The organism is Lonepinella koalarum (genome assembly GCF_004565475.1).
In the GTDB taxonomy this organism is placed as follows: domain Bacteria; phylum Pseudomonadota; class Gammaproteobacteria; order Enterobacterales; family Pasteurellaceae; genus Lonepinella; species Lonepinella koalarum.
Genome location: NZ_SRHX01000006.1, coordinates 19,372 through 46,366 on the forward strand (window position 1 = coordinate 19,372; position 26,995 = coordinate 46,366).

The window sequence follows — 26,995 nt, forward strand, 5'->3', positions numbered from 1 at the left end:
TCCTTTTCCGAAAAAACACAACGATTGTAAAATATCTCGAAAATAGAATTATTGAGCTAACGCAAGTTTTATGTGGTTTATATTGGTTTTATTGCAATTTATTGATCCAGAACAAATTTTAATCCCGATTGTCGCTTGCTTTTTCTCTGTACCGCCAATTGCCAAATCTGTTCTGTGGCAAATAAGGTAAATTCATCTTTCGCTCTGGTAATGGCGGTATAAACTAATTCTTTACTTAATACAGGATTATTTTTCGTTGGTAACAGTAAAAATGTATGGTTAAATTCCGATCCTTGCGATTTATGCACGGTCATCACATAAGCCGTTTCATATTGCATAGGAAGACGATGGCGAGAAACCAATTTATAATTACCTTGTTTATCGACACTGTCAAAACAGACCAAATTATGCCCCACATAAATGCCAATATCCCCATTGGCTAAATTTACATTGCGATCATTTTGGGTAATCATAATCGGCTTACCAAGATACCAATCTCGTTGCTGTTGGAAATTTACCAAGCCTGCTTTTTGCAGTGCATTGGCTATCATTTGATTAAGTGATTCCACCCCAAACTCGCCTTGACGTAATGCAGTTAAAAACCGAACTGCATTAAACTTAGCAAATAACATTTGGTAATGTTCATTATTCAAATCATCTTTATTCTGTTGTAAATAAACTAAATAATCTCGATAATTCTGCACCGCACTTTGTACAATTTGATTGATACAATGAGCATTAAAATCTTTTTCATCCGCAAATTGCTGGGGTAGAAATTCCACCAGATGTAATTTTCCTTGCGAAAAATCTTGCGTAAACAACGTCCAACTTTGTTCAATCACAGGATATTGTACAGAATTTACCGCTGCCGCCAACTGTCCAATGCCTGAATTTTCATCAAAACGGCGACTATCTGGCAAATAACATAAACAATTCGCGATGCTTGATAAACTCGTTTCACTGGCGATTAATATTTCCCCTGTAACCGCGGTCAAATATTCAGTAAATTCTTTATCATAACAACCAATATTTTTTTGCCGTTTAGGATCAAAATACAAGCCCATAAACTGCCCCAACTCACCTAAAATAGCGCCCGCTTCAACGGAAGAGAGCTGATCCTTATCGCCCAATAAAATCAATTTACAATGTGGTGCCAACGCTTCTCGTACTTTATTCATTAGGCTCAAATCAATCATTGACGCTTCATCAATAATCAACACGTCATAAGGAAATGGATTTTGGGCGTGATAAACCGTTTTTTCGCTAAACGGTCGTACTCCCAATAGGCTATGCAAAGTTTGTGCCGAGCTTGGCATGTTATGCTGTATTGCATCTTCAATTAATAAATGCTGTAAAGATTCGCTGTTTAATTCTTTTTCAATGCTTTCACTTAATCTAGCGGAGGCTTTGCCTGTGGGAGCAGATAAACCAATTTTTAATTTGCCTTGATGTAATTTTTGTAATACTGCCAACAGCCGTGCTACCGTATAGGTTTTACCTGTCCCTGGTCCACCTGAAATTAAACAAAATGATTGCCGTAACGCTACTGCCACCGCCACTTTTTGCCAGTTAGTTGTTGCCGTTGTTTGCTCAAAATAACGAGCCAAACAGGCTTTAACTTGTGGTAACGAAAAATCTTGTGGTTTTTGCACCGCAGTTTTAATGTAATCAGCTAAACGATATTCATCTTGCCAAGTGCGGTAAAAATACAAGGCGTTATGTTGTAATACCAAGGGGGCAATTTTCTCTTGTGGGCTAAGAGTAAAAGCAATATGGTCTTGCAACATATTCGCCCATTGATGCAAAGGTAAATTAGCTATTTTCTGATTAATTTCCGCTACGTAATCTATGCCATCATCGGTTTTGATATAACGCAACCCAAAGTAATTATTGGCTAAATCTCTATCTAAAAATAAACAAGTATTGCCCTGTGATAAACTATATTGACAAAGCCCTGCCACCAAAATCGCCAATACTTGTTGCTGTTCGCTATAACCTAAACCTTGTTGTTTATCAGCAATCAATTTTGCAAAATAAAAATCAGCCTGACTAATCCGTTGCTGTTGGCAAAGCGAAAATAATAAATTAAGCATTAAATAAGTTCTCCAAATTGGCAATCAATTCTGCTTCGGGACGATCAAAAAATACCCCTGATTGCATTTCACCATTCATACCACGCAAGAAAGTATAAACCACTCCACCAAAATGGCTTTCATAGCTATACGCAGGATCTCGCAAGCGTAAATAACGATCTAATGCCAAGGTATAAAGTAAATATTGCAAATCATAATGTTCATTTTGCATGGCTTTAACCAATTCATCTGGTTGATAATTTTGCGGTGATTTCCCCAGCAAATTCGATTTATAATCCACAATATAGTATTTGCCTTGATAACGAAACACCAAGTCAATAAACCCCCGTAACATACCCTGAATTTGATCGAATTGCCAAGGTTCCTGCCAGTAGTGATGATAGGCTTTTAACAAACTATTAAACTTATTCACATCAAAAGTGCGGTGTAAATTAAAATAGAATTGCATTTCTTTTAAGCAATCTTTGGCAGGTAATTGAGCTAGGTATAGCCCATTTTCTAATAACGGTGTCTGTAAAATATGATTAATCCATTGCGTAAAAGGTTGCTGCCAACTTTCATCTAAACCTAATTGTTGGCAATATTTTGCTATCAGCTCAGGATTGACTGGCTGATTAAAGGTTATTTTTTCCAACAGCGAATGTAACAAGGTTCCGACTTGAGAACCATGGGGAAAATCCACGGGGGAATGTGCGGTCGGATAATCTTGCCAATCGACTAATGAAGTTTGCTTCAACGCTATATTACTTTGTGCCAACTGATCGTTATCTTTAGCCGCATCAAAAACTCGACTATTTTCTACCGCACTTTCATCTAACATTTGGATTTGCGGTTGCCACCAAGGTTTTTGTTTATTTTGTTGATGATTTTGCATTAAGCCAGTAAAGCTCGATAATGTCCAATCACGTTCAATGTTTTGCTCAAATTCCGATGCTTTTAGTGGTGCTACGGTAGCGTTTTGTGCTTTATTCCGATCTTCTACAACAATATCCGTATTTAAAATAGGCTCAACGGTTAAACTTTCATGCCCCCATTTTTGTTGCAAAGCCGTTAATAATGTTTGGCTATCATAAACATTCTGCATTTTTTCATTTAAACCGATCTTACCTTGTGTTAACGCATACCCAATAGCCGTCCATTCACCTTGCAAATGTAGCGGTAAGGTGATATTGACCTGATATTTCGCCCGAGTTAGTGCCACATAAAGTAATCGCATTTTTTCTGCCATACTTTCCTGCACGGTTAACGCAGAATATTGTGACTCAATATCCCAATATTGCTGTTTATCTCGTTCATCATGATAAGTGCTTATGGCATCGGATTTAAGCGTAGAAAACGCAATAAAGGGCAACCACACTAAGCCATATTCCAGCCCTTTGGATTTATGAATGGTAACAATCTTCACCAACTGATTTTCACTTTCTAGCCGTAATTGTTGCTCATCATCACGATCCTGTTTATTTTGAATCTGTAACTCAAACCAACGCAATAAACTGGCTTCGCTTTCTTGGGTTGGGCTGGCTTGTTGTAATAATTCACTCAAATGTAATAAATTGGTAATACGGCGTTCACCATTTTGCATGGCTTTCATTCGCTCTAACATACAAGGCTGATGTTCATCCACTTGTAAAAAGAGTTGGTATAACATTGCCAACACACCATGACGCAACCAACGGCGTTGATAATTTTCAAATCGACTTACCCATTGTTCAAGCAGACTATCTTGTTGTTTAATTTGATTAATTTCTGCCGCAGTAAAAGCAAATAAACTGGTTGCCAAGGCATTTAAAATTACTTTGGTATTCAATGGATTTAAACAAGCTCGTAAAATATAGGCTAATTCTTTCGCTTCATCACTATCAAATACATTGCTTTTATCCGACAAATAAACTGAAGCAATCCCCCGTTTACGTAAACTTTGTTGAATTAACTCAGCTTCTCGCCAACTTTCCACCAGCACCGCAATATCATTATCTTGTACGATTTCACGTTGCTCATCTTTGGCAAAAACCGCGGTGTTTTTTCCAACACTTTTTAACCATTGATAAATAGAATTTGCACAGGTTTCAGCAAATAGCTGTTGAGTTTCGCCTTTGAGCAATTTATTTTTATCATTTAACTGTTCACCTAAATAAAATACCAAGGGTGCTTGCTTTTTCTCCCCAATCAAAAATTCAGCCTGTTTACTGCCAGCCTTAACCGATTGGAAAGGAATATCTGCATATAAAAAAGAGCTGGCAAAATTAAAAATGCCATTTACTGCCTGAATTAATGCTCCGCTAGAACGATAATTATTTTCTAAGGTAAAAGATTGCTTGGCTTGTTGGCTGGCTCGTAAATAGGTAAAAATATCCGCCCCACGGAATTTATAAATCGCCTGTTTCGGATCGCCAATCATAATAAAACCACAGTTTGGTTGTGCTTGATAAATCTTCTCAAAAATTTGATATTGGCGATTATCAGTGTCCTGAAACTCATCAATCATCGCAAATGGATATTGCGAACGAATCCGATGAGCCAATTCATTCCCCTGTTCGGCATATAACGCATCACGCAATAAACGTAATAAATCATCAAAACTCTTTTCTGCGTGATCGAGTTTATAAGCAGTCATTTTCTGATTTAATGCCTGCATATAATGATATAAAACAATGTGGTAGTATAAAGTGAAATCAATATTTCTAACCTTATCCACTTGCTCAAATACCACATGTGTCATCGGCTCCGCCCCTTCTTCCACATAATCGGTATTTAAATTTTGTTGTGAGAAATATTTGATACAATCAGGAAAATCTAATTGATAAACATCATCCGCCCAACTTTCCATTTGGTTTAACCAATTTGGTACAGTATTAGACTTAAAACTAGTACGTTTTAAGCGTTTTTTCTCACCTTTTGCATATTTCTTAGCAGTCTCATTCTCAATTAATTGACGAATTTCCACCGCACTTTCTCGCCATTGTTGTTTTAATTGCTGAATTTGCTGTAGTCCATTTTGTACATATTGCTGTAAAAATTCACTTAAATCATGCTCCAGTAACTGCGGTGAATTTATTGCGACTTTTAACGGATCACCACTCACATATTGACGAATATGATTTAAAACCGCTGATGGAGAACCTAACCAACGGTGAATAAAATCTGTACTTTCGTAAGGTAATGAATAAAAATGCTCACGCCAAAATTCATTGGCAAAGCGTTTTAATAATTCCGTTTCATCTTTGACTAATTCCAATTCAAAATGAATCCCTGAATAAAAGGCATATTGAGTTAATACTCGGCGACAAAAGCTATGAATAGTATAAATCGCTGCCATATCCATATTCTGTTCCGCTAAACGCAAACGTTGAATAGCTAAGTCAATATCATCAATATAATCCACTAATTCCGCTAATGGTTGATTATCTGCAAATGCCTTTTTATCTTGTATTTCCCGATATTGCTCAAGTTGTTTTTTACAAAGATGAATCCGCTGACGAATACGTTCTTTAAGTTCTTGAGTAGATGCTTCAGTAAAAGTAACCACTAGAATTTCTTCTACCGATAAGGGACGAGAAAAATTATTTTCTCCAGCTTGCAGTAATAAACGAATATACAGGCTCGCCATGGTGTAGGTTTTGCCTGTCCCAGCGGAGGCTTCTATTAACGTGGTGTGGGTTAAGGGAGTTGAATTGGCATTAAGTGCGGTAGCTTTTGGCATCGTTTTTTTCCAAAAATAAAGGCTAACTACTGTTAGCCTAGTTATATCATAAATTCAATCATTGTACTAGCTGGGGGGGTATTGGCATTTTCCAAGCCTGCCCGAATCTTGCTTTCGAAAATATCATAATCCACTAAAAACGCATCATGCCCATAATCTGATGCAAATTCAAAATATTGTAAATTTACCTGACTTTGTTCTAATAATACTTTGCTTTTACGCAAATCGTTAATTTTAAAAAGCTGATCATTGGTCACTGCAACGAGAGTATAACGAGCCTTAATCCGTGCTAAGGCGGTCTTAATATTGTCAAAACCTACCGCTGGATCATATAAATCCAACGCTCGCAATAAATGTAAATAACTGTTGGCATCAAAACGATCAAGAAATTTTTTACCTTGATAGGTTAAATAACTTTCCACCTGAAACCAATCGCCCCAATATTGCCCCTCTGCTTTGGTGGCTCGCCCAAAGGCTTTGGCTAACTGAATATCCGTACGATAGGTCAACATACCTAACATTCGGGCAATAGCTAATCCTTTGGCTGGTGGTTCGCCGTCATAATAGTCCCCAGCATTAAAATTGGGATCATTCAGAATCGCTTGACGCATGACGTGATTAAATCCAATGGCTTCCGCACTAAAGGTTAAAGAAGAACAAAGATTAACCACATTATCCACAAAATCAGGATAATAAATCGCCCATTGGGTGGCTTGCATGCCACCAAAAGAACCGCCAACGACAGCATGTAAATGGGAAATTTGTAAAGCATCTAACAGGGCTTTTTGTACCCGAACCAAATCTTGTACGATCACATTTGGAAACTGACCACCGTAAGGCTTGCCCGTTTGAGGGTTTATTGAAGCGGGACCCGTTGTGCCTTTACAACCGCCCAACACATTTGAGCAAATAAAGAAATATTTATCCGTATCAAAAGCCAACCTCTTACCCATGAAATTCTGCCACCAGCCTGTGCTATTTGGTTCTGTAGAATAAGGTTCGGCATCGCCTGTTAAAGCGTGACATAATAAAACGACATTACTCTTATCCGCATTTAACTCACCATAAGTTTGATAAGCCACTTCAATATGATCAAGTCTCCCACCAAACACAAGATCTAGCGGTTCCTGCTCAAATAAGGTAATTTTTTGTACTGCCATTGATTATCCTGTTGTTCGGGGATAAAGATTTTTACGATGAGCTATAAACTACCTAGGATAATATCGATTGTCAAGAAATTTTAGACGTTTAGACGGCTAAAAATAAAGAGTACCGTAATTTAAAACAAAGGTAAAATAAGGGCGTACCCAATACGCCCTATAAATCAAATAAAGTCAATAAGCTAGATTTATTCTTCACCCAGCAACTTCAATTCCCGTCCCCGAACCTGTGCTTTCAAGATCTGCACAAATTCATCGACATCATAACTGCCTAAATCCGTCCCTTTGCGTGTCCGCACGGCGATTTTATTTTCAGCGATTTCTTTGTCGCCACAAACCAGCATATAAGGCACACGGCGTAAGGTGTGTTCACGGATTTTGAAGCCCACTTTTTCGTTGCGTAAATCAGATTTTACACGCAAACCTGCATCCGAAAGTTTTTTCGTCACGGCTTGAACATAATCCGCTTGGCTGTCAGTGATGTTCATCACTACCGCTTGCACAGGGGCTAACCATGCAGGGAAGAAACCGGCGTATTCTTCGGTGATAATGCCGATAAAGCGTTCGATTGAACCTAAGATCGCACGGTGGATCATCACAGGGGTACGGCGATCGTTATCTTCTGCCACATAAGACGCATTTAAGCGACCTGGTAAGGCGAAGTCTAATTGAATTGTGCCGCATTGCCATTCACGACCTAAGCAGTCACGCAAAGCAAATTCGATTTTCGGCCCGTAGAATGCTCCCTCGCCTTCTTGGATTTCGTATTCAAGACCATTGTGACGTAACGCATTGGCTAACCCTTCTTCGGCACGATCCCACATTTCATCAGAACCAATACGGCTGTCAGGACGGGTAGAAAGTTTCACTGCAATATTCACAAAGCCAAAGGTGCTGTAAATGTCGTAAACCATTTTAATACAGCTGGTTACTTCGCTTTCAATTTGTTGTTCGGTACAGAAAATATGCGCATCATCTTGGGTAAAACCACGCACACGCATTAAGCCGTGTAACGAACCTGATGGCTCATTACGATGACATGAACCAAATTCTGCCATACGAATTGGCAAATCACGGTACGATTTCAAGCCTTGATTAAAAATTTGCACGTGACCCGGGCAGTTCATCGGTTTAATGGCATATTCACGGTTTTCTGATTGAGTGGTGAACATTAAATCGCCGTAGTTTTGCCAGTGACCTGTACGTTCCCAAAGCACTCTGTCCATCATAAACGGACCTTTTACTTCTTGGTAATCATACTGTTTGAGTTTGGTGCGAACAAAGGTTTCCAATTCACGGAAAATGGTCCAGCCGTCATTATGCCAGAACACCATTCCCGGAGCTTCTTCTTGCATGTGATATAAATCTAAGGCTTTGCCGATTTTACGATGGTCGCGTTTTGCCGCTTCTTCAAGGCGAGTTAAATATTCATTTAATTGTTTTTTGTCCGCCCATGCGGTACCGTAAATCCGTTGCAACATTTTATTTTTGCTATCGCCACGCCAGTATGCGCCTGCTACTTTCATTAATTTAAAATGTTGGCAAAAACGCATATTCGGCACGTGCGGTCCACGGCACATATCAATATATTCTTGGTGATGATATAAGGCTGGCATTGCGGTGTGTTCAATGTTTTCATCGAGAATCGCCATTTTATACGGCTCACCACGTTGCTCAAAGGTATCATGGGCTTGTTGCCAACTGACTGGCTTTTTCACCACATCATAATTGGTTTTCGCCAATTCAAGCATGCGTTTTTCCAACGCATCAATATCGTCTTGTGTTAATGAACGATCTAAATCCACATCATAGTAAAAGCCGTTTTCAATGGTTGGACCGATCGCCATTTTCACATCGGGGAATAATTGTTTAATTGCATGTCCCAATAAGTGAGCTGTTGAATGGCGGATAATTTCCAAACCGTCTTCGTCTTTGGCAGTAATAATTTCTAATTTGGCATCTTCCGAGATAATATCGCAAGCGTCTTTCCGCTCGCCGTTGACCCGCCCTGCAATAGTAGCTTTGGCAAGACCTGCGCCAATATTTTGTGCTACTTCCAATACAGAAACAGGGTGATCAAATTGACGTTGTGAACCGTCTGGTAAAGTAATAATAGGCATTTTCTATCCTTGTTACAGTGGTCGCCCATACGAAAGGCAACTTGTTGAGTTTAAGTTAAAAATAAAAAATGGGCATTTTGCCCCTCACTTTGTGCTATAGCGACGTTCTACAAACACGTTATCTAGCAAAAAGTGCGGTATATTTTAGCATAATTTTTTAAAAATTTGATATTCGTCACAGATTATTCATGAAAATAAGTTTATGATTAAACTAATCTCAGTGTAATTTAAGGGGTAGCTATGTGGAAATCAGTTTCTCAAGTATTAGCGGATCAATTTGGTGCGTATTATTCAATCAAAGAAAAAGATAAAGTGCATACCGGTGAAATGCACGAATCTTGGTTAATTGATGATGGCATACAACCTGTTTTTGTCAAAACTAACGACAAAACCTATCGTTCTATGTTTCGAGCTGAAGCCGATCAAATTGAATTATTAAGCAAAACCCATATCATTGACCTACCTAAAGTTTACGGTGTAGGTTGTTCGCAAAATCATAGTTTTTTATTACTTGAAGCCTTGCAATTAGCAACGCCTAGCCCTGAAGAATTTGCAGAGTTTGGTATCGCATTAGCGAAATTACACCAAATTAAAGGGCTTGAGGGCTATGGTTTAGATTTTGATACTTGGCTTGGTTCTGTTTATCAACCAAACGAATGGCGTACCAACTGGGCAACGTTTTTTGCTGACCAACGTATCGGTTGGCAATTACAAATCTGCAAAGAACGGGGTATCAATTTCGGTAATATTGAAGAAATTGTTGCCGTAGTGGCAGCTCGACTTGCCAAACATAAACCAACCCCAGCTTTATTACATGGTAATCTATGGATTGAAAACTGCGGTTCATTTAATCATAAAATTTATTGTTACGACCCAGCTTGTTACTGGGGTGACCGTGAATGTGATCTAGCGTTTACCGAATTATTCGAGCCATTCCCCGATGAATTTTATGAAAATTATCACCTCACTTATCCATTGGCTGAGGATTATATTGAACGCAAACCGATTTATCAGCTTTACTATTTGCTTAATTTCAGTCATCGCTTTAAAGGACATTATGTGGAATTAACTAAACGGTTTTTGGAATTGATTTTATAGAAAATCTAAAACGGCTTAATAGACAAAATGGTTGCTAAGTAGTGGGTTAAAGCCTTATAGTACAAGGCTTTAACTCACTTTCAAAATTTCAAAATTCTGAACAAAAAAATTGCCCATTTTGCTTAAAAAAATACCACGAAAAAATATGGGATCAGAAATAAGCTCCAACGTTTCAAATGCACCTCTTGCGGTAAATTATTTAGCAATAATTCGCCCCTAAATTCTGCTCAAATTTGGCATGATTATTCTGCTAAAAAACAAACGTTAACAGAGTTATCAAGAACTTACCGATGTTCGATACGAACCATTCAGTGACACATCAAAAAAGCGCCTAAATCGGTGTTTACTGAGCCTGAATTCATCCCTATCAATCTCATCATGGATGTGACATTCTTTAGACATAAATTGGGGGTGATGGTCTTTATGAACTCTCTCACCGATACGGTGTTATATCATCAAATTGTAAAAACAAAAAAAATGGTTTATTACAAAATTGCGATTAACAAACTAATGCGTTTTATCGTAATCTAAATGAATGGTACCGGAAACACAAAAATTACTTACTAGAGCGTTCAGAGAAAGCGGAACAAAACGATAGAAAACTGTTCAAACACAAACAACTCAAAAGTGTCTATTTCAGCTCAAAACGGAATGAAAACGCACTATTTACTTTTGAAAAATATCCTGAACTAAAGATTGAAAAAACAACAAATTGGCTTGAAGGACTATTTAAAGAATTAAAAAAGAAATTAGCTGTACATTAGCGGTCTAAAAACAAAGAATAACATATTGTTTATACAAGATTTTTTGAATAAGAAAAGTTGCTACTCAGTGAGATAAAATACTAAATAACAACTATTTTGTCTACTATGCCGGATCTTATTAAGCCACAAAATTATTCCGAAACTATTTTTAACCTTATTGATTTTATTCGCTTTTTTAGCTCATAAATTCAGTCTAGTTTCGGAATAAAATAATACTTAACTCATTGATAAATAAGTATTAAACTCTTTTAAAGTCAATATGCGCTAATTTTGGTTTGAATGGGTGACGTTGCATTGCTTGTACTTTTACTGCCACATCTTTTCCATCAATAACCAATGTAATCACATCAGAATAGAAATTGTCGTGAACTTGTGCATTGTTTAATTCATCGTGGTTTAATACGATAGAAACAGGAGCTTCACTACCACCGTAAACGATAGCAGGGATTTGACCATTACGACGCAGACGGCGGCTCGCACCCGTACCTTGCGTTTGACGAACTTCAGCGTTAAATTTAAATGCCATATTAATGTTCTCTATATAAAATTGTTTAAAGACAGAAATCGTAGGCGACCCAACGATTCCCCATAATTCGCTCAAAATGTATTTTGAGAGGGCGTATTATAATGAATTTCCTACAAAAATCAAATGTTCTGGTGGTTTTCTTTTTAGTCAAAAATAAAACCACGGTAAAAAATGCGAATTATTTACAAATTTATCTATGTGAAAAAATTGTTAAGTTATTCTAAATGATAATAGTTGCCATTGTTTTTTCTTTTTAAATTAATGACTTATACAAAAATAAATGTTGCAATTCTCATTTGGGTGGTTATAATAACAACAATTGATATCTTCTATTTTAATTTTTTACAAGGAAAACGAAAAATGTTAAACCAAGCTATTACAACTAAATTGAATGAACAAATCAATTTAGAATTCTTTTCATCTAATACTTATTTACAAATGAGTGCATGGTGTTCAAATAAAGGTTATGAAGGTGCTGCTGCATTTTTCTTACGCCATGCCGATGAAGAAATGGAACATATGCAAAAATTATTCGACTATGTCAGCGAAACAGGTGGATTACCTCTGTTAGGTAAAATTGAAGCGCCACGTACTGAATATGCTACATTACGTGAAGTGTTAGAAGTGGCTTTTGAACACGAAAAACATGTGACAGCAAAAATCAATGAATTAGTGGAAGTCACTTTTGCCAACAAAGACTACTCTACTTTCAACTTCTTGCAATGGTATGTGGCAGAACAACATGAAGAAGAAACGCTGTTTGGTGGTGTAATTGATAAATTTGATATTTTAGGCAATGATGGCAAAGCAATCTATTTAATTGATAAAGAATTATTAACTCTAGAATAAAAGGAAAAACAATGTTAGCTAAACAAATTATTGAATTATTGAATGCTCAAATGAATTTGGAATTTTATTCTTCCAATCTTTATTTGCAAATGAGTGCATGGTGCGATCAAAAAGGTTATGTGGGTGCAGCGAAATTCTTACGTGGACATGCGTCTGAAGAAATGGAACATATGCGTAAACTTTTCACTTACCTAAATGAAACGGGAGCAGGTGCTCAAATTTCTGATATTGAAGAAGTGACGCATGAATATAAATCATTGCGTGAAGTAATCGAATTAACCTTTGCCCATGAAAAATTGATTACCAGCAAAATCAATGAATTAGTTGGAGCAACATTTGAAGCAAAAGACTACTCTGCGTTTAATTTCTTACAATGGTATGTAGCAGAACAGCACGAAGAAGAAAAATTATTTGGTAGCATCTTAGATAAATTCAATATTTTAGGTGAAGACGGTAAATCTATCTTCTTAATTGATAAAGATCTTGCCGCATTATCTAGTGCAAATTAGACGTTAAAACGATACTATAAGCTGATGACCTAAGGTTATCAGCTTTTTTAACGCTTGTAGTTATTGATAATATTGATAGGTTTTATAGCCAAAAGCGACAAGCAAAATCACAAACATAATAATGATCTGGATAAGACGTTTTTTGGTTAATTTTTCTGCCGGCATAATTTTTCTTCTTAATTTTATATTTTAATGCTATTATTTTTGAGTTAGATCAATTTTATCACAAAATTCGAGGCAGAATGAGTATTTTATCATCAGAACCACGTATGGGTCGCCGTATTCAATCTGGCGGTTGTGCTATTCATTGTCAAGATTGCAGTATTAGTCAATTATGCATACCTTTTACCCTTAATGCTCACGAGTTAGATCAACTTGATAATATTATTGAGCGTAAAAAACCTATCCAAAAATCTCAATTATTATTTAAAGCTGGGGATGAACTGGTGTCATTGTATGCTATCCGTTCTGGTACCATCAAATCTTATACCATTAACGAAGCCGGCGAAGAACAAATTACATCATTCCACTTGCCCGGTGATTTAGTGGGATTTGATGCCATTATGAATATGCGTCACCCAAGTTTTGCTCAAGCATTAGAAACGGCAATGGTATGTGAAATTCCCTTTGATGTACTTAATGATCTTTCTGGTAAAATGCCGAAATTACGCCAACAGATTATGCGTTTAATGAGTAGTGAAATTAAAAGCGATCAAGAAATGATTTTGTTATTATCTAAAATGAATGCGGAAGAACGTTTAGCTGCTTTTATTTATAATTTATCCAAACGTTATTCTGCTCGTGGTTTTTCACCTAGAGAATTCCGTTTAACCATGACGCGTGGCGATATTGGCAATTATCTCGGTTTAACAGTGGAAACCATTAGCCGTTTACTTGGTCGTTTCCAAAAACTGGGGATTTTAGCGGTACAAGGTAAATATATCACGATTAATAGTTTACCTGAATTAACCGAAATTGCGGGAATTCACCGTACCAAGATTGCCTTTGAGTAGAAAATTTGTAAATTATATAAAATTTTGTTGCCTAGATCACATTTTTAACTCGTCTCGCTTGTTATTTAATATAATCCGCACTATGCTATTTATATTCGGAGATGAATAAAATCAAACTGTAAAAACGGAGGTTATGATGAAATTCAACAATATTCTCGTTATTCTTAACCCAGAAAATGAAAAACAATACAGCTTAGCTCGCGCCGTTCGTTTAGTTAAAGAACAGAAAAGCGAATTTCCTGTTAATATTACTGTTTTCCTACCTGTCTATGATCTCTCCTATGAGATGTCAGCGCTGCTTTCTTCCGAAGAACGTGAAGAAATGCACCGTACGGTAGTTGAACAACGCCAAAAAGACGTACAACCCTATTTAGATAAATATACAGATCCGATGATTATCTTTCATTCACGTGTAGTCTGGTCAAGTAATGAATCAGAAGCTATTGTGGCAGAAATTGAAAACAACCACTATGATTTAGTCATTAAATATACCAAAGAAGAAGAAAGTTTAACTTCTTTATTTATCACCCCAATGGACTGGCAATTATTACGTAAATGCCCGACGCCATTATTAATGGTGCGCGATGGTGACTGGAAGCATCAACGCCGTATTTTAGTGGCGGTAAATGTATCTTCGGGAGATAAAGAATACCATGATATTTTCAATCAAGAATTGGTATCGCTCAGCATGGATTTAGCCGATCAATTAGGACGTGGTAATGTACATTTAGTCAGTGCATACCCGCCAACTCCAATGAATATGGCGATTGATTTACCAGAATTTCATTCCAGTGAATATATTAATGGTGTACGTGGTCAATATTTAATTAATATGAAAGCATTACGCCAACGTTTTGGTATTTCAGAAGATCATACCCACGTTTATGAAGGTTTCCCTGAAGAAGTTATTCCGCAAGTGGCTGAAGAAATTGAAGCTGAACTCGTCATTTTAGGTACCGTAGGACGTACAGGACTTTCCGCAGCTCTCCTTGGTAACACGGCAGAACATGTGATCAGTAAATTAAAATGTAATTTACTGGCTATTAAGCCGACGAAAAAAGCTTAACCTAATGACTTGCACGAAATACAATAAAAGTGCGGTGAAAAATAACCGCACTTTTTTATTTTAGATAATCCAAACAGTAAACTCTTATGACAGAAATAATCCAAAAACTCGATCCCGATACTGCCATAGATATTGCCTATGATATTTTTCTTGAGATGGCTGGAGAAAATTTAGATCCAGCGGATATTCTTTTATTCAATCTACAATTTGAAGATCGCGGAGCGGTAGAATTGGTAGAAACCGCTAATGACTGGGAGCAAGAAATCGGTGTACTGATTGACCCCGAAGAATATGCCGAAGTATGGATCGGTTTAGTCAATGAACAAGATGAAATGGATGATATTTTTGCAAAATTTTTAATCTCACACCGTGCAGATGATCGTGAATATCATATTATCTGGAAAAAATAATGTACTCAAATAACGCTAGCTTAAAAAACTTAAAACTCGGTCAAAAAACAGAATACCGAGCTATTTATGACCGCACTTTACTGCAACCCGTGCCACGTTCACTTAATCGTGATGCTCTTGGTATTACGCAACAACAACCTTTTTCATTCGGTGCAGATATTTGGACAGCTTATGAAATCTCTTGGCTAAACCCTAAAGGTTTGCCACAGGTTGCCATTGCGGATATAGAAATTGATTACCGTTCACAAAATTTAATTGAATCAAAAAGTTTTAAACTCTATTTAAATAGCTTTAACCAAACTAAATTTGCTTCTTTTGAACAAGTACAAAATACTATTCAACAGGATTTGGCTCAATGTGCTGATGGTGATGTCAAAGTGCGGTTGAATTCTCTCGAATTTTATAACCAACAAAAGCTTGACGATTTTATTGGCGAATGTATTGATTATCAAGATATTGAAGTCACCGATTATGCTTTTGATGCCCATTATTTGCAGGACTGTACAAATAATACATATGTAGAAGAAACATTAGTCAGTCATTTACTTAAATCAAATTGCTTAATTACCAGCCAACCGGACTGGGGTTCAGTACAAATTCATTATGTTGGAAAGCAAATTAATCGAGAAAAATTATTACGCTATTTAATCTCATTTCGTCAACATAATGAATTTCATGAACAATGTGTAGAGCGGATTTTTAATGATTTGATGCATTACGCGCAACCACAAAAATTAACCGTATATGCGCGTTATACGCGTCGTGGTGGTTTAGATATTAATCCGTTCCGTTCAAATTTTGAAACTATACCCAATAACCAACGTTTAGCAAGGCAATAACATGAATCAAGTTTATTATATTAATCCGAAAGGCAGTATGGATCAACTTTCGCATATTGAAGTATGTCAATTGACCAAACAAGCCCGTTCACCACTCTATCAGCTTTATCGGAATTGCACTTTAGCAGTACTAAACTCTGGTGCCGTGACTGATGATAGCCGAGCCTTATTAGCAAAATATGATAATTTTGATATTAATTTAGTGGCAAGAGAACGTGGAATTTCCTTAGAATTACATAATCCTCCTGAAACTGCTTTTGTCGATGACGTAATGATTAGTAATATTCAATATCATTCTTTTGCGGTATTACGTGATATTTTATTTGTTAACAGTATGATTTCAAACACCAATTTAAACAATCATCTGACTAGCGAACAAACCACTAATTTAGTGTTTGGTATGTTACGCAATGCCAAAGCCCTAATTGTAGGTGAGAAGCCAAATTTAGTGGTTTGTTGGGGCGGTCATTCGATTAGTGAGGCGGAATATCAATACTGCCGTGCGGTAGGAACTGAACTTGGCTTACGTGAGTTAAATATTATTACTGGTTGTGGTACGGGTGTTATGGAAGCACCCATGAAAGGGGCAGCGATTGGTCATGCAAACCAACGTTATAAAAATAGCCGTTTTATCGGTATAACTGAGCCATCTATTATTGCATCAGAACCACCTAATCCAATTGTTAATGAATTAATTATCATGCCAGATATTGAAAAACGCCTAGAAGCCTTTGTTCGCATGGGACATGGTATTATTATTTTCGCTGGTGGACCGGGGACATTTGAAGAATTTATGTTTATTTTAGGTATAAAACTCAATCCTAAAAATCAAGCACAAACTTTGCCGTTGATTCTCACTGGACCAAAAGAAAGCCAAGGTTATTTTGATGCCATTGATCGTTTTGTCAAAGAAACGCTTGGCGAACAAGCTCAAGCGCTTTATCAAATCATTATAGATGATCCTGTGACGGTGTCACGCCATATGAAATCTGCCATGACGAAAATTCAGCAACAACGTTTTGAAAAAGGTGATAGTTACAGCTTTAATTGGTCGCTAGAAATTGATCAAGAATTTCAAAAACCATTTATTCCAACCCATGAGAATATGGCGAATTTGAATCTTCATCTTAATCAAAGTGCGGTGAATTTAGTGGCAAATTTACGCCGTGCTTTTTCGGGTATCGTGGCTGGTAATATTAAAGCCGATACGCAAGATAAAATTGCGAGCTTAGGGAAATTTAAGTTAAACGGTGATCAACAATTAATGACTAAAATCGATCGATTATTACAAGACTTTATCGAACAGCATCGTATGAAATTGCCAACCGGTGATGCTTACGAGCCTTGTTATGAAATTATTAAATAGGAAGCCAAAACATGATGAAACGTATTGAGCAATTATTCGCCAATAACCACAGTTGGGCATTGCGAATGCAAGAAGAAAATTCGCTCTATTTCAAAGAATTAGCCGAGCATCAAACACCACATTATTTATGGATAGGCTGTTCTGATAGCCGTGTTCCAGCAGAAAAACTAACGAATTTAGAACCGGGCGAATTGTTTGTACATCGTAATGTAGCAAATCAGGTTATTCATACCGATCTCAACTGCCTTTCAGTAGTGCAATATGCAGTAGATGTGTTGAATATTGAGCATATTATTATCTGCGGTCACACCAATTGCGGGGGGATTAAGGCCGCAATGACTAATCAAGATCTCGGCTTAATTAATAACTGGTTATTACATATTCGTGATATTTGGTTTAAACACAGCCACTTGCTAGGTAATCTCTCCCCGGAGAAACGTGCTGATATGCTGACTAAAATCAATGTTGCAGAACAAGTTTATAATCTTGGGCGTTCTTCTATTATTCAATCAGCTTGGGAGCGTGGTGCTAAACTTTCTTTACATGGTTGGGTTTATGACGTAAATGATGGTTTCTTAGTGGATCAAGGGGTATTAGCTACGAGCCGAGAGAGTTTAGAAATATCTTATCGTAACGCTATTGCACGCTTGCTAACACTGGATGAGAATAATATTCTGGAAAAGAAATCAGTTCCACAATATTAATTAATAAATGCTCTGATGCCAAAAGGTTAAACTATTAAAATATATAACACTGATTGATAGCAATATTGGCAAAATTTGACTGATTTTAGATAGTTCAGCTAGGCATCAAACTTACCAAAAAATCATCTTATAATTGATGAAAATTAAAGCAAATAAGCATAAATCAACAATTTATGCTTGCAACCATGTTAGATAACCGTATAATGCAACACAAGATTTAGTGCTTGCCAGTGTGGCGAAATCGGTAGACGCAGCGGATTCAAAATCCGCCGCCCTTAAAAGCGTGTCGGTTCGAGTCCGACCACTGGCACCAAATTACAAGAAACCACGTTATTACGTGGTTTTTTTTCGTCTTACGTTTTGTTATTTTATCTTACTTTTAAGACAGGCGAAACCAGATACCGCAAGGCTTTACACCTTAATGATGTTCTTTCGTATTCTTATGCGTTAGCGTTTTGCCTTACGTTGACAACCGCAAATAATAAGGGTACAAATAAGGGTACAAGTTTAAGGGTACAGAAAAAATAGTAATTTTGTACCCTTATTTTTTCCTAGAGCCTTTTAGTATAAGGCTTGAACGGTTATTTATTTTTTGAGATTTTGAGCAAATGGCACAATTAACTAAACCGCTAACAAAATTAAAGGACTGAGTCCGATACAATATCGTTGTCAGCCCTTGAAATAAGTATTTAACTTTTTGGGAGCATATCAAAATAACAATTTTTTAACCGCACTTTTTATTATTTTTCAACTACTCAATAATAGGAATAATTTTAGTTGCTTGAGCACCTTTATCTCCACTAACCATTTCAAAATTTACCTTTTGTCCAGCTTTCAATGAACGATAACCATCCATTTCAATCACCGAAAAATGAGCAAAAATATCCTCATCATTGCCCTCTCTGTTAATAAAGCCAAAACCTTTCGTATTATTAAACCATTTAACAACACCAACTTCCATACGATACCTCTAATTTGGTCTAATGACAAAACAACAAGATGAATAATCTTGTTACCTACTTATATAGTTAAGGATTTTTTTATTTTATGCAATCAGTAAATGTCCAAAATTCGACATAGATCACAAAAATTTTTAGCTTAATCTGTTCAGCAAAATCAAAAAGTAATTGATATAGGGTTATTTAGTAATATATTTGAATGGATTTTTTGGTAAATCAATGAATTTAATGTAAACTAAGCAGACTTTTTTATAATTAATTCTTTTTGGATTTCGGAGATTAAAAATGACAAAAATAGCATCAATTGCTGATGTGTTACAAGGTAAAATAGCGATCGGTGAAAGTGTAACCGTACGTGGTTGGGTGCGTACTCGCCGTGATTCTAAAGCAGGACTTTCTTTTCTTGCGGTTTATGATGGTTCTTGTTTTGCCCCCATTCAGGCGATCGTCAATAACGATATTGCAAATTATGAAAATGAAGTATTACATTTAACCACGGGCTGTTCAGTGATTGTCACGGGAACCGTTGTAGAATCACCTGCCGAAGGTCAAGCGGTCGAATTACAAACTCAAACAGTTAAAGTGGCTGGTTGGGTGGAAGATCCAGATACTTACCCAATGGCGGCTAAACGTCATTCCATTGAATACTTACGAGAGGTTGCACATTTACGCCCACGTACTAATATTATCGGTGCCGTAGCTCGTGTTCGTCACTGTTTAGCACAAGCCATTCACCGTTTCTTCCATGAACAAGGTTTTTTCTGGGTCGCCAGTCCAATTATCACCGCATCTGATACCGAAGGTGCGGGCGAAATGTTCCGTATTTCTACCCTTGACTTAGAAAATTTACCTCGTAACGATAAAGGTGCGGTGGATTTTTCACAAGATTTTTTTGGACGTGAATCCTTTTTAACCGTATCAGGTCAATTAAATGCAGAAACTTACGCTTGTGCATTAAGTAAAGTTTATACGTTCGGTCCAACATTCCGTGCAGAAAATTCTAATACTACTCGTCATTTAGCTGAATTTTGGATGATGGAACCTGAAGTGGCATTTGCGGATTTAAATGATAATGCTAAATTAGCCGAAGATATGTTGAAATATGTGTTCCGTGCGGTACTTGCAGAACGCCGTGATGATTTAGAATTTTTTGCTAAACACATTGATAAAGATGTCATCACGCGTTTAGAAAATTTTGTGAGTTCTGATTTTGCTCAAATTGATTACACCGATGCTATTGAGGTGTTATTACAATCAGGTAAGAAATTTGAATTTCCAGTGTCTTGGGGGATCGACTTATCTTCGGAACATGAACGTTATTTAGCCGAAGAACATTTTAAATCCCCTGTGGTGGTAAAAAACTATCCAAAAGATATTAAAGCGTTCTATATGCGTTTAAATGATGACGGCAAAACCGTGGCAGCGATGGACGTATTAGCGCCAGGAATCGGCGAAATTATCGGCGGTTCACAACGTGAAGAACGTTTAGACGTATTAGATAAACGTATGCAAGAAATGGGCTTAAATCCTGAAGATTACTGGTGGTATCGTGATTTACGTCGTTATGGTACCGTACCACATGCTGGCTTTGGATTAGGTTTTGAACGTTTAATCGTTTATGTCACTGGTGTACAAAATATCCGTGATGTGATTCCTTTCCCAAGATCACCAAGAAATGCGAGTTTCTAAATATAGACATATAATTATGGTGCGTAAAAACGCACCATACATTTTATCTATTCTCTAGCTCCACTCCTTCAAACAGGCGTTTTACCGCATTATTATCATGCATAGTTTCTGCTTTTTCCACTAAACTACGTGTTAAGTGAGGTGAAAAATAATGAATAAAATCATACATGTAATTACGTAAAAAAGTGCTGTGTTTAAAGGCTATTTGTGTCATGCTAGGATTAAACAAATGGCTTGCATCAATAGCAACTAAATCGGAATCCGCTTCTGTATGCGCCATAGCAGCAATAATACCAACACCTAAGCCTAGTCGTACATAGGTTTTAATGACATCCGCATCAGTTGCCGTAAATACGATATTAGGTAAAATCCCCTCACTATTAAAAGCATAATCTAAATCAGAAACGCCAGTAAATCCAAAAGTATAGGTGATTAATGGATGTTTACCCAATTCTGCAATGGTTAAATCTTTTACCTTCGCTAATGGATGATCTTTTTTCACTACCACAGATCGATTCCAGAAATAACAAGGTAACAACACCAAATCATCAAATAAATATTGTGCTTCGGTAGTAATCGCTAAATCCACTTCGCCGGATAATAACGCATCATAAATTTGATTTGGCGATCCTTGATGAACGTGTAAGCTCACATCTGGATATTGTTTAGAAAAACGTTCAATTACTGCTGGCAGCATATAACGTGCCTGCGTGTTTGTAGTCGCAATTCGCAACACACCATGATTTGGTTGAGTATATTCATCAGCAATAGCTCGAATAGCTTGGGTCTTTACCAACAACTCACGAGCAATCCCAATAATTTTTTTGCCCGCTGGCGTAATGGCTTTAATATGCTTTCCATTCCGCTCGAAAATTTCGAGCCCAAGTTCCTCTTCTAACAAACGCACTTGTTTACTAATCCCCGGTTGAGACGTATAAAGTGCTGCAGATGCTTCGGTAACATTTAAATTTTGATTAACAATTTCGACAATATAACGTAGTTGTTGAATTTTCATAAAAATTTCTCTTTAACGAATTCTACTCTTAATTTGCTAGGATTTTTTATAACGCTTATTAATGTCGCTATAACGTTTTACCGCTTTACGAATTTTTCCAGTATTCGCTCGGCGTTTGGTTTGTGTCATATCTAATTTCGTTTCCGTTTCAGGCGGTAACCCCACTAATTCACGTAAATAATTGACATTAACTAAATCCATTTCTTCCCAACCTCCACGTGGCAAAGATTTCATTAATTTAATATTTCCATAACGAATACGAATTAAACGGCTGACTTGAATCCCTTGACTTTCCCATAATCGACGAACTTCACGATTACGCCCCTCCATTAAGGTAACATCAAACCATTGATTTAATCCTGTCCCCCCCATGGATTTAATGTTCTTAAAGCTTGCCAAACCATCTTCCAATTGTACCCCTTTACGCAAACGAGCAATCATGGCATCATCCACTTCACCAAATACACGTACTGAATATTCACGTTCCACTTCTTGGCTTGGATGCATTAACCGATTTGCCAGCTCACCATCAGTAGTAAACAATAATAAACCGGATGTATTAATATCTAAACGTCCAACCGAAATCCAGCGAGAACCTGATAAGCGTGGTAAACGATCAAATACGGTGGCACGCCCCTCCGGGTCATTGCGAGTACACAACTCCCCTTCTGGTTTGTAATACATCAATACTCGGCATACTTCTTTTTGCACTGCAGTTAAATTAATTAAATTGCCATCAATACGAATTTTTAATCCTGAATGAACTGTGACGCGGTCACCAAGTGTTGCGATTTTACCGTCAACACTTACTCGCCCTGCTGCAATAATCGTTTCAATTTCACGGCGAGAACCTTGTCCTGCATTGGCTAAAATCTTTTGTAATTTTTCCCCAGCCACCGTTGGTTTTTTCTCCGCCATTGCTACTGGCTTTGGTTTACGCATAGGCAATGGTTTACGTTCGAAAGGAGCTTGCTCATTTTTGCTAGCACTATTTTTTGAAAGACCCGTTCGAGCATAATGAGTTTTTTCTGAATGCCCTTTTTCAGCACGATTTCTATCATTGTGATCATTGTCATTACGACCTTTTTCACTGCTAAAACGAGAATTGAACTGCGGTGATTTTTCAACCTTTTTAGTTGAACGTTCTGTTGAGCGAAATGGTGATTTCGCAGTTTGAAATTTCATAAATGTTTCCTTTATTGTCACTTTCCCAAGCGTCATTATAAAATAAGATAATTAAATAAATGGTGTTACTGAACCACTACCTTCTCGCAAAATAACAGGTGTTTCATCTGTTAAATCCACAACTGTTGTCGGTTCTTGACCTAAATAACCGCCATGAATAATCAAATCCACTTGACGTTCTAAACGATCACGAATTTCTTCCGGATCCGATTGTGTAATATGTTCTTCTTTTGGCAGCATCAATGAGCAAGATAAAATCGGCTCACCCAAGGCTTTCAATAAATCTAAAGCAATTTGATTATCTGGCACACGAATGCCGATAGTTTTACGTTTTGATGTCATTAAACGACGTGGTAATTCTTTGGTGGCCGTTAAAATAAAGGTATAACGTCCAGGGGTATTATTTTTAATCAAACGATAAGCCACATTATTCACCGTAGCATAATGGGATAATTCCGATAAATCACTGCACACCAAAGTAAAGTTATGTCCTTCGGGTAACTGACGAATTGCCACAATACGATCCATCGCATGCTTATCTCCTAACATACAACCTAACGCATAACCAGAATCGGTTGGATAAACAATCACTCCACCATTGCGCAAAATTTCCACCGCTTGATTAATCAACCTCATTTGTGGATTTTCAGGATGGACATAAAAAAACTGACTCATTGTATTTCCATTGTAATTAATATAAAAATTAGTTAAGTATTATATCGCATTGTTATATGATTTTGATAGTTTTATATCCATTCATTGCGTTGTTACACTCATTTTTTACCCTTTTAAAGGGATGGTTTGAGGTTTTTTGCTTCTAACGACCTGATTACTTGAAAAATCTCTAAATCCATCCGCAATCGTTTGCTCAAAATATTAAAATTATGCTATTCTACCCCACGTTTTTTACTATTCATATTTTTCTAATGGAAACTCAAAATGTCTAATCAACATCCACAAATTGCCATTGTTATGGGCTCCCAAAGTGACTGGGCGACAATGCAGGAAGCTAGCCAAATTTTAGATCAATTACAGCTACCGTATCATGTTGAAGTGGTATCCGCTCACCGCACGCCAGATAAACTGTTTAGCTTTGCTGAAACTGCTGAACAAAAGGGCTATAAAGTGATTATTGCTGGAGCAGGAGGAGCCGCTCATTTACCGGGAATGCTTGCCGCTAAAACCCTGATTCCTGTATTGGGTGTGCCTGTTAAAAGCTCAATGTTAAGTGGCGTGGATAGCCTGTATTCTATTGTCCAAATGCCAAAAGGGATTCCAGTAGGCACATTAGCTATTGGACCGGCTGGTGCGGCTAATGCGGGATTATTGGCAGCTCAAATTTTAGCCGCTTGGGATACCGAATTGTCAATTCGTTTAAAAGCATTCCGTGACAAACAAACCAAGGTGGTGTTGGATAATCCCGATCCAAGAAATTGATTAATTTTAACCGCACTTTGTATAATGAAAAGTGCGGTGTTTTTTGAGATTTTTACTATGCAACAAAGTACTTTATATCCCACTATTTATATTTTAGGCAATGGTCAACTTGGGCGTATGTTGCGTTATGCTGGAGCACCTTTAGATATTAATGTCGAACCATTAGACTTTAACGCTCCCCTATTTGATTTGCCGAAAAATGCCATTATTACCGCAGAAATTGAACGTTGGGAACAAACGCCTTTAACGGAAATGCTCGGTAATCATGATAAATTTGTTAATCAAAAAGTGTTTGCGACGACAGCGGATCGTTTTTCCCAAAAATCCCTGTTAGATGAATTAAATCTACCGACGTCCCCTTGGGGGTTAATCAAAAGTGCGGTGGATTTTAATGATATTTTTGCGCATATAGGGGAAAAAATCGTGGTGAAACGTCGCACTGGAGGTTATGATGGACGTGGACAATGGATTATCACCCGACAAAATCAAAATGTCATTACAAATGACTTATTCGGCGAGGTGATTGCGGAAAAATTTATTCCCTTTGACGGTGAAGTGTCCATTGTAGGCGCAAGATTCCGCAATGGCGAAACACGTTTTTATCCTGTCACTCATAATTTACAGCAAAACGGTATTTTACGTTATAGCGTTGCTGACAATTCAAATGCTCATTTACAATCAACAGCCGAACAAATGCTTGGTAAAGTAATGTGTAAATTGGATTATATCGGCGTCATGGCAATGGAATGTTTTGTGGTAAATAATCAATTATTAATCAATGAATTAGCACCACGCGTACATAACAGTGGACATTGGACACAACTGGGATGTTCCATTAGCCAATTTGAATTACACTTGCGTGCGTTGTTAGATTTACCAACGCCTAAATTAGAAGTCTTTGCACCAAGTGTGATGGTCAATTTAATCGGTACAGCACATAATCCACAATGGTTAAACACGCCTTTTAGTCAAGTCCATTGGTATGGCAAAGAAGTGCGAGCGGGACGAAAAGTAGGGCATATTAATTTGACTCATATTGATAAAAACCAATTAATCGCTCAACTAAATAAATTACGTACGGAATTACCAGAAGATTATCACTCTGGTTTAGAGTGGACGATTGAAAAATTAAAATAATTTAATTTTGCACCGCAGTTTTTAGACTTTACCAAATTCAGTAGTAAAATGGTTATACCTGATGGAATAACTACTTGCAATTTTAGGCTATACAGAGTATAAATTTTAACATATTAACAAAACATTTACATTTAAAAGGACAACAACTATGTTTGAACATATTACTCCGGCGCCTGCCGATCCTATTTTAGGCTTAGGCGAGGCATTTAAATCAGAAAATCGTGCCAATAAAATTAATTTAGGTATCGGTGTTTATAAAGATGCCAAAGGCACTACGCCGATTATGCAAGCCGTTAAAGAAGCGGAAAAACGTCTATTTGACATCGAAACCACGAAAAACTATTTAGCCATTGACGGCGTAGCAGACTTCAATGAACGCACAAAAATTTTGTTATTTGGTGAAGGTTCAGACCTCATTAAGGACCGTCGTGCAAAAACGGTACAAAGTCTTGGCGGTACTGGGGCTTTACGTATTGCCGCAGAATTTATTAAACGCCAAACTAAAGCACAAAATGTCTGGATTAGCTCGCCAACATGGCCAAATCACAACGCGATTTTTAATGCTGTCGGTATCACGATTCGTGAATATCGTTACTATGATGCAGAACGTAAAGTGTTAGACTGGGATAATTTAATTGCCGATTTAACTCATGCGAGCGAAGGTGATGTGGTATTGTTACATGGTTGCTGTCATAACCCAACAGGAATTGATCCAACGCCAGCACAATGGAAACAATTAGCGGAGATGTCAGCTAAAAACGGTTGGTTGCCATTGTTTGACTTCGCCTATCAAGGTTTAGGCAACGGTTTAGATGAAGATGCTGTAGGGTTACGTACTTTTGCGGCAAACCATAAAGAATTATTAGTTGCCAGTTCTTACTCTAAAAACTTTGGTTTATATAACGAACGTGTTGGTGCATTTACGTTGGTGGCTGAAAATGAACAAATTGCTGCCACAGCTTTAACTCAAGTTAAAACTATTGTACGTACACTCTACTCTAACCCAGCTTCACATGGGGCTGCAACGGTCGCTGTCGTATTAGCTGATCCAGTATTACGTAAACAATGGGAAGATGAATTAACTGAAATGCGTAATCGTATTAAAGCAATGCGAACAAAATTTGTAGCATTACTGAAAGAATTTGGCGCAAACCAAGACTTTGGCTTTATTACGCAACAAAATGGGATGTTCTCTTTCAGTGGCTTAAATGCCTCTCAAGTAGATCGCTTAAAAGATGAATTTGCAATTTATGCGGTACGTTCTGGTCGTATTAATGTAGCGGGTATTACCGAAGATAATATTCGTCATTTGTGTGAGAGTATTGTGAAAGTGCTTTAATATATTTCATTCATCAT

The 26,995-nt window shown here is 37.2% G+C and carries 23 protein-coding genes and 1 tRNA gene; 15 read left to right on the plus strand and 9 right to left on the minus strand.

Features of this window, described 5'->3' with window-relative positions; translation table 11 throughout:
- Positions 1-98 precede the first annotated feature (98 nt).
- The 4 genes from recD to thrS form a co-directional block, all read right to left on the minus strand.
- Positions 99-2,093, minus strand: a complete 1,995-nt coding sequence (gene recD, locus E0709_RS08220; protein ID WP_132302525.1) for an exodeoxyribonuclease V subunit alpha — start codon at positions 2,091-2,093, stop codon at positions 99-101.
- Complete coding sequence (gene recB / locus E0709_RS08225) at positions 2,086-5,793, minus strand: exodeoxyribonuclease V subunit beta (RefSeq protein ID WP_132302524.1); 3,708 nt, start codon at positions 5,791-5,793, stop codon at positions 2,086-2,088. The genes recD and recB overlap by 8 nt, the downstream gene beginning before the upstream one ends.
- Positions 5,794-5,834: 41 nt before the next feature.
- Positions 5,835-6,953 (minus strand): homoserine O-acetyltransferase MetX, encoded by a 1,119-nt coding sequence (metX, locus tag E0709_RS08230; RefSeq protein WP_132302523.1) that lies wholly within the window; start codon positions 6,951-6,953, stop codon positions 5,835-5,837.
- 188 nt (positions 6,954-7,141) lie between these two features.
- A complete protein-coding gene (thrS, locus tag E0709_RS08235) occupies positions 7,142-9,073 on the minus strand; it encodes a threonine--tRNA ligase (protein ID WP_132302522.1) in 1,932 nt (643 codons plus the stop codon).
- Positions 9,074-9,313: 240 nt separating this feature from the next.
- Here thrS and E0709_RS08240 point away from each other — a divergent pair, with 240 nt between their 5' ends.
- Together E0709_RS08240 and E0709_RS12580 are read left to right on the plus strand one after the other, a co-directional pair.
- Positions 9,314-10,171, plus strand: a complete 858-nt coding sequence (locus E0709_RS08240) for a fructosamine kinase family protein (RefSeq protein ID WP_132302521.1) — start codon at positions 9,314-9,316, stop codon at positions 10,169-10,171.
- 150 nt (positions 10,172-10,321) lie between these two features.
- Positions 10,322-10,486, plus strand: coding sequence for a hypothetical protein (locus E0709_RS12580; protein ID WP_424353158.1), 165 nt, complete (start codon positions 10,322-10,324; stop codon positions 10,484-10,486).
- 687 nt (positions 10,487-11,173) lie between these two features.
- Here E0709_RS12580 and rplY read toward each other — a convergent pair.
- Positions 11,174-11,461, minus strand: coding sequence for a 50S ribosomal protein L25 (gene rplY / locus E0709_RS08250; RefSeq protein WP_132302520.1), 288 nt, complete (start codon positions 11,459-11,461; stop codon positions 11,174-11,176).
- A gap of 360 nt (positions 11,462-11,821) precedes the next feature.
- On the opposite strand from rplY, the gene ftnA (E0709_RS08255) reads away from it, so the two are divergent.
- The 9 genes from ftnA (E0709_RS08255) (at position 11,822) to E0709_RS08295 (ending at position 18,530) form a co-directional block, all read left to right on the plus strand.
- Positions 11,822-12,310 (plus strand): non-heme ferritin, encoded by a 489-nt coding sequence (ftnA, locus tag E0709_RS08255; RefSeq protein ID WP_132302519.1) that lies wholly within the window; start codon positions 11,822-11,824, stop codon positions 12,308-12,310.
- Positions 12,311-12,321: 11 nt separating this feature from the next.
- Positions 12,322-12,819, plus strand: coding sequence for a non-heme ferritin (gene ftnA / locus E0709_RS08260; protein ID WP_132302518.1), 498 nt, complete (start codon positions 12,322-12,324; stop codon positions 12,817-12,819).
- 242 nt (positions 12,820-13,061) lie between these two features.
- Positions 13,062-13,832: a fumarate/nitrate reduction transcriptional regulator Fnr gene (locus E0709_RS08265; RefSeq protein ID WP_132302517.1), complete on the plus strand. Its 771-nt coding sequence runs from the start codon at positions 13,062-13,064 to the stop codon at positions 13,830-13,832.
- Positions 13,833-13,968: 136 nt separating this feature from the next.
- Positions 13,969-14,898, plus strand: a complete 930-nt coding sequence (uspE, locus tag E0709_RS08270) for a universal stress protein UspE (RefSeq protein ID WP_132302553.1) — start codon at positions 13,969-13,971, stop codon at positions 14,896-14,898.
- 86 nt (positions 14,899-14,984) lie between these two features.
- Positions 14,985-15,308: an HI1450 family dsDNA-mimic protein gene (locus E0709_RS08275; protein WP_132302516.1), complete on the plus strand. Its 324-nt coding sequence runs from the start codon at positions 14,985-14,987 to the stop codon at positions 15,306-15,308.
- A complete protein-coding gene (gene queF, locus E0709_RS08280; protein ID WP_165867235.1) occupies positions 15,308-16,147 on the plus strand; it encodes an NADPH-dependent 7-cyano-7-deazaguanine reductase QueF in 840 nt (279 codons plus the stop codon). The genes E0709_RS08275 and queF overlap by 1 nt, the downstream gene beginning before the upstream one ends.
- Before the next feature lies 1 nt (position 16,148).
- Entirely contained in the window at positions 16,149-17,513 is a 1,365-nt protein-coding gene (gene ppnN / locus E0709_RS08285; protein ID WP_132302514.1) for a nucleotide 5'-monophosphate nucleosidase PpnN, read from the plus strand.
- A gap of 14 nt (positions 17,514-17,527) precedes the next feature.
- Positions 17,528-18,217 carry a carbonate dehydratase gene (gene can, locus E0709_RS08290; RefSeq protein WP_132302552.1) on the plus strand — a complete coding sequence of 230 codons (690 nt, stop codon included), beginning with the start codon at positions 17,528-17,530 and terminating at the stop codon, positions 18,215-18,217.
- 226 nt (positions 18,218-18,443) lie between these two features.
- Positions 18,444-18,530: transfer RNA gene (locus tag E0709_RS08295), tRNA-Leu, on the plus strand.
- 438 nt (positions 18,531-18,968) lie between these two features.
- On the opposite strand, the gene cspD is transcribed toward E0709_RS08295, so the two are convergent.
- Positions 18,969-19,178 (minus strand): cold shock domain-containing protein CspD, encoded by a 210-nt coding sequence (gene cspD / locus E0709_RS08300; protein WP_132302513.1) that lies wholly within the window; start codon positions 19,176-19,178, stop codon positions 18,969-18,971.
- Positions 19,179-19,461: 283 nt separating this feature from the next.
- On the opposite strand from cspD, the gene asnS reads away from it, so the two are divergent.
- Positions 19,462-20,865 (plus strand): asparagine--tRNA ligase, encoded by a 1,404-nt coding sequence (gene asnS, locus E0709_RS08305; RefSeq protein WP_132302512.1) that lies wholly within the window; start codon positions 19,462-19,464, stop codon positions 20,863-20,865.
- Positions 20,866-20,908: 43 nt separating this feature from the next.
- On the opposite strand, the gene cysB is transcribed toward asnS, so the two are convergent.
- The 3 genes from cysB to E0709_RS08320 all read right to left on the minus strand — a co-directional run bounded on the left by cysB (position 20,909) and on the right by E0709_RS08320 (position 23,740).
- Entirely contained in the window at positions 20,909-21,880 is a 972-nt protein-coding gene (gene cysB / locus E0709_RS08310; RefSeq protein ID WP_132302511.1) for an HTH-type transcriptional regulator CysB, read from the minus strand.
- A gap of 36 nt (positions 21,881-21,916) precedes the next feature.
- Positions 21,917-22,828, minus strand: coding sequence for a 23S rRNA pseudouridine(2605) synthase RluB (gene rluB, locus E0709_RS08315; RefSeq protein WP_341539177.1), 912 nt, complete (start codon positions 22,826-22,828; stop codon positions 21,917-21,919).
- Positions 22,829-23,116: 288 nt separating this feature from the next.
- Positions 23,117-23,740 carry an L-threonylcarbamoyladenylate synthase gene (locus E0709_RS08320; protein ID WP_132302510.1) on the minus strand — a complete coding sequence of 208 codons (624 nt, stop codon included), beginning with the start codon at positions 23,738-23,740 and terminating at the stop codon, positions 23,117-23,119.
- Positions 23,741-24,004: 264 nt separating this feature from the next.
- Between E0709_RS08320 and purE the strand changes: the two genes are divergently transcribed.
- The 3 genes from purE to E0709_RS08335 all read left to right on the plus strand — a co-directional run bounded on the left by purE (position 24,005) and on the right by E0709_RS08335 (position 26,978).
- Complete coding sequence (gene purE, locus E0709_RS08325) at positions 24,005-24,502, plus strand: 5-(carboxyamino)imidazole ribonucleotide mutase (RefSeq protein ID WP_132302509.1); 498 nt, start codon at positions 24,005-24,007, stop codon at positions 24,500-24,502.
- A 57-nt stretch (positions 24,503-24,559) separates the two neighbouring features.
- Positions 24,560-25,639 carry a 5-(carboxyamino)imidazole ribonucleotide synthase gene (gene purK / locus E0709_RS08330; protein WP_132302508.1) on the plus strand — a complete coding sequence of 360 codons (1,080 nt, stop codon included), beginning with the start codon at positions 24,560-24,562 and terminating at the stop codon, positions 25,637-25,639.
- A 148-nt stretch (positions 25,640-25,787) separates the two neighbouring features.
- Complete coding sequence (locus tag E0709_RS08335; protein WP_132302507.1) at positions 25,788-26,978, plus strand: amino acid aminotransferase; 1,191 nt, start codon at positions 25,788-25,790, stop codon at positions 26,976-26,978.
- The last annotated feature ends 17 nt before the right edge of the window (positions 26,979-26,995 follow it).

What these genes read in the sequence shown, in the direction of transcription:
- purK (WP_132302508.1), top strand. Translation starts at nt 24,560, where the DNA reads ATGCAACAAAGTACTTTATATCCCACTATTTATATTTTAGGCAATGGT.
- cysB (WP_132302511.1), bottom strand. Translation starts at nt 21,880, where the DNA reads ATGAAAATTCAACAACTACGTTATATTGTCGAAATTGTTAATCAAAAT.
- thrS (WP_132302522.1), bottom strand. Translation starts at nt 9,073, where the DNA reads ATGCCTATTATTACTTTACCAGACGGTTCACAACGTCAATTTGATCAC.
- E0709_RS08275 (WP_132302516.1), top strand. Translation starts at nt 14,985, where the DNA reads ATGACAGAAATAATCCAAAAACTCGATCCCGATACTGCCATAGATATT.
- rplY (WP_132302520.1), bottom strand. Translation starts at nt 11,461, where the DNA reads ATGGCATTTAAATTTAACGCTGAAGTTCGTCAAACGCAAGGTACGGGT.
- cspD (WP_132302513.1), bottom strand. Translation starts at nt 19,178, where the DNA reads ATGGAAGTTGGTGTTGTTAAATGGTTTAATAATACGAAAGGTTTTGGC.
- asnS (WP_132302512.1), top strand. Translation starts at nt 19,462, where the DNA reads ATGACAAAAATAGCATCAATTGCTGATGTGTTACAAGGTAAAATAGCG.
- recD (WP_132302525.1), bottom strand. Translation starts at nt 2,093, where the DNA reads ATGCTTAATTTATTATTTTCGCTTTGCCAACAGCAACGGATTAGTCAG.
- ftnA (WP_132302518.1), top strand. Translation starts at nt 12,322, where the DNA reads ATGTTAGCTAAACAAATTATTGAATTATTGAATGCTCAAATGAATTTG.
- metX (WP_132302523.1), bottom strand. Translation starts at nt 6,953, where the DNA reads ATGGCAGTACAAAAAATTACCTTATTTGAGCAGGAACCGCTAGATCTT.
- E0709_RS08335 (WP_132302507.1), top strand. Translation starts at nt 25,788, where the DNA reads ATGTTTGAACATATTACTCCGGCGCCTGCCGATCCTATTTTAGGCTTA.
- purE (WP_132302509.1), top strand. Translation starts at nt 24,005, where the DNA reads ATGTCTAATCAACATCCACAAATTGCCATTGTTATGGGCTCCCAAAGT.
- E0709_RS08320 (WP_132302510.1), bottom strand. Translation starts at nt 23,740, where the DNA reads ATGAGTCAGTTTTTTTATGTCCATCCTGAAAATCCACAAATGAGGTTG.
- E0709_RS08240 (WP_132302521.1), top strand. Translation starts at nt 9,314, where the DNA reads ATGTGGAAATCAGTTTCTCAAGTATTAGCGGATCAATTTGGTGCGTAT.
- uspE (WP_132302553.1), top strand. Translation starts at nt 13,969, where the DNA reads ATGAAATTCAACAATATTCTCGTTATTCTTAACCCAGAAAATGAAAAA.
- queF (WP_165867235.1), top strand. Translation starts at nt 15,308, where the DNA reads ATGTACTCAAATAACGCTAGCTTAAAAAACTTAAAACTCGGTCAAAAA.
- ftnA (WP_132302519.1), top strand. Translation starts at nt 11,822, where the DNA reads ATGTTAAACCAAGCTATTACAACTAAATTGAATGAACAAATCAATTTA.
- can (WP_132302552.1), top strand. Translation starts at nt 17,528, where the DNA reads ATGAAACGTATTGAGCAATTATTCGCCAATAACCACAGTTGGGCATTG.
- E0709_RS08265 (WP_132302517.1), top strand. Translation starts at nt 13,062, where the DNA reads ATGAGTATTTTATCATCAGAACCACGTATGGGTCGCCGTATTCAATCT.
- recB (WP_132302524.1), bottom strand. Translation starts at nt 5,793, where the DNA reads ATGCCAAAAGCTACCGCACTTAATGCCAATTCAACTCCCTTAACCCAC.
- ppnN (WP_132302514.1), top strand. Translation starts at nt 16,149, where the DNA reads ATGAATCAAGTTTATTATATTAATCCGAAAGGCAGTATGGATCAACTT.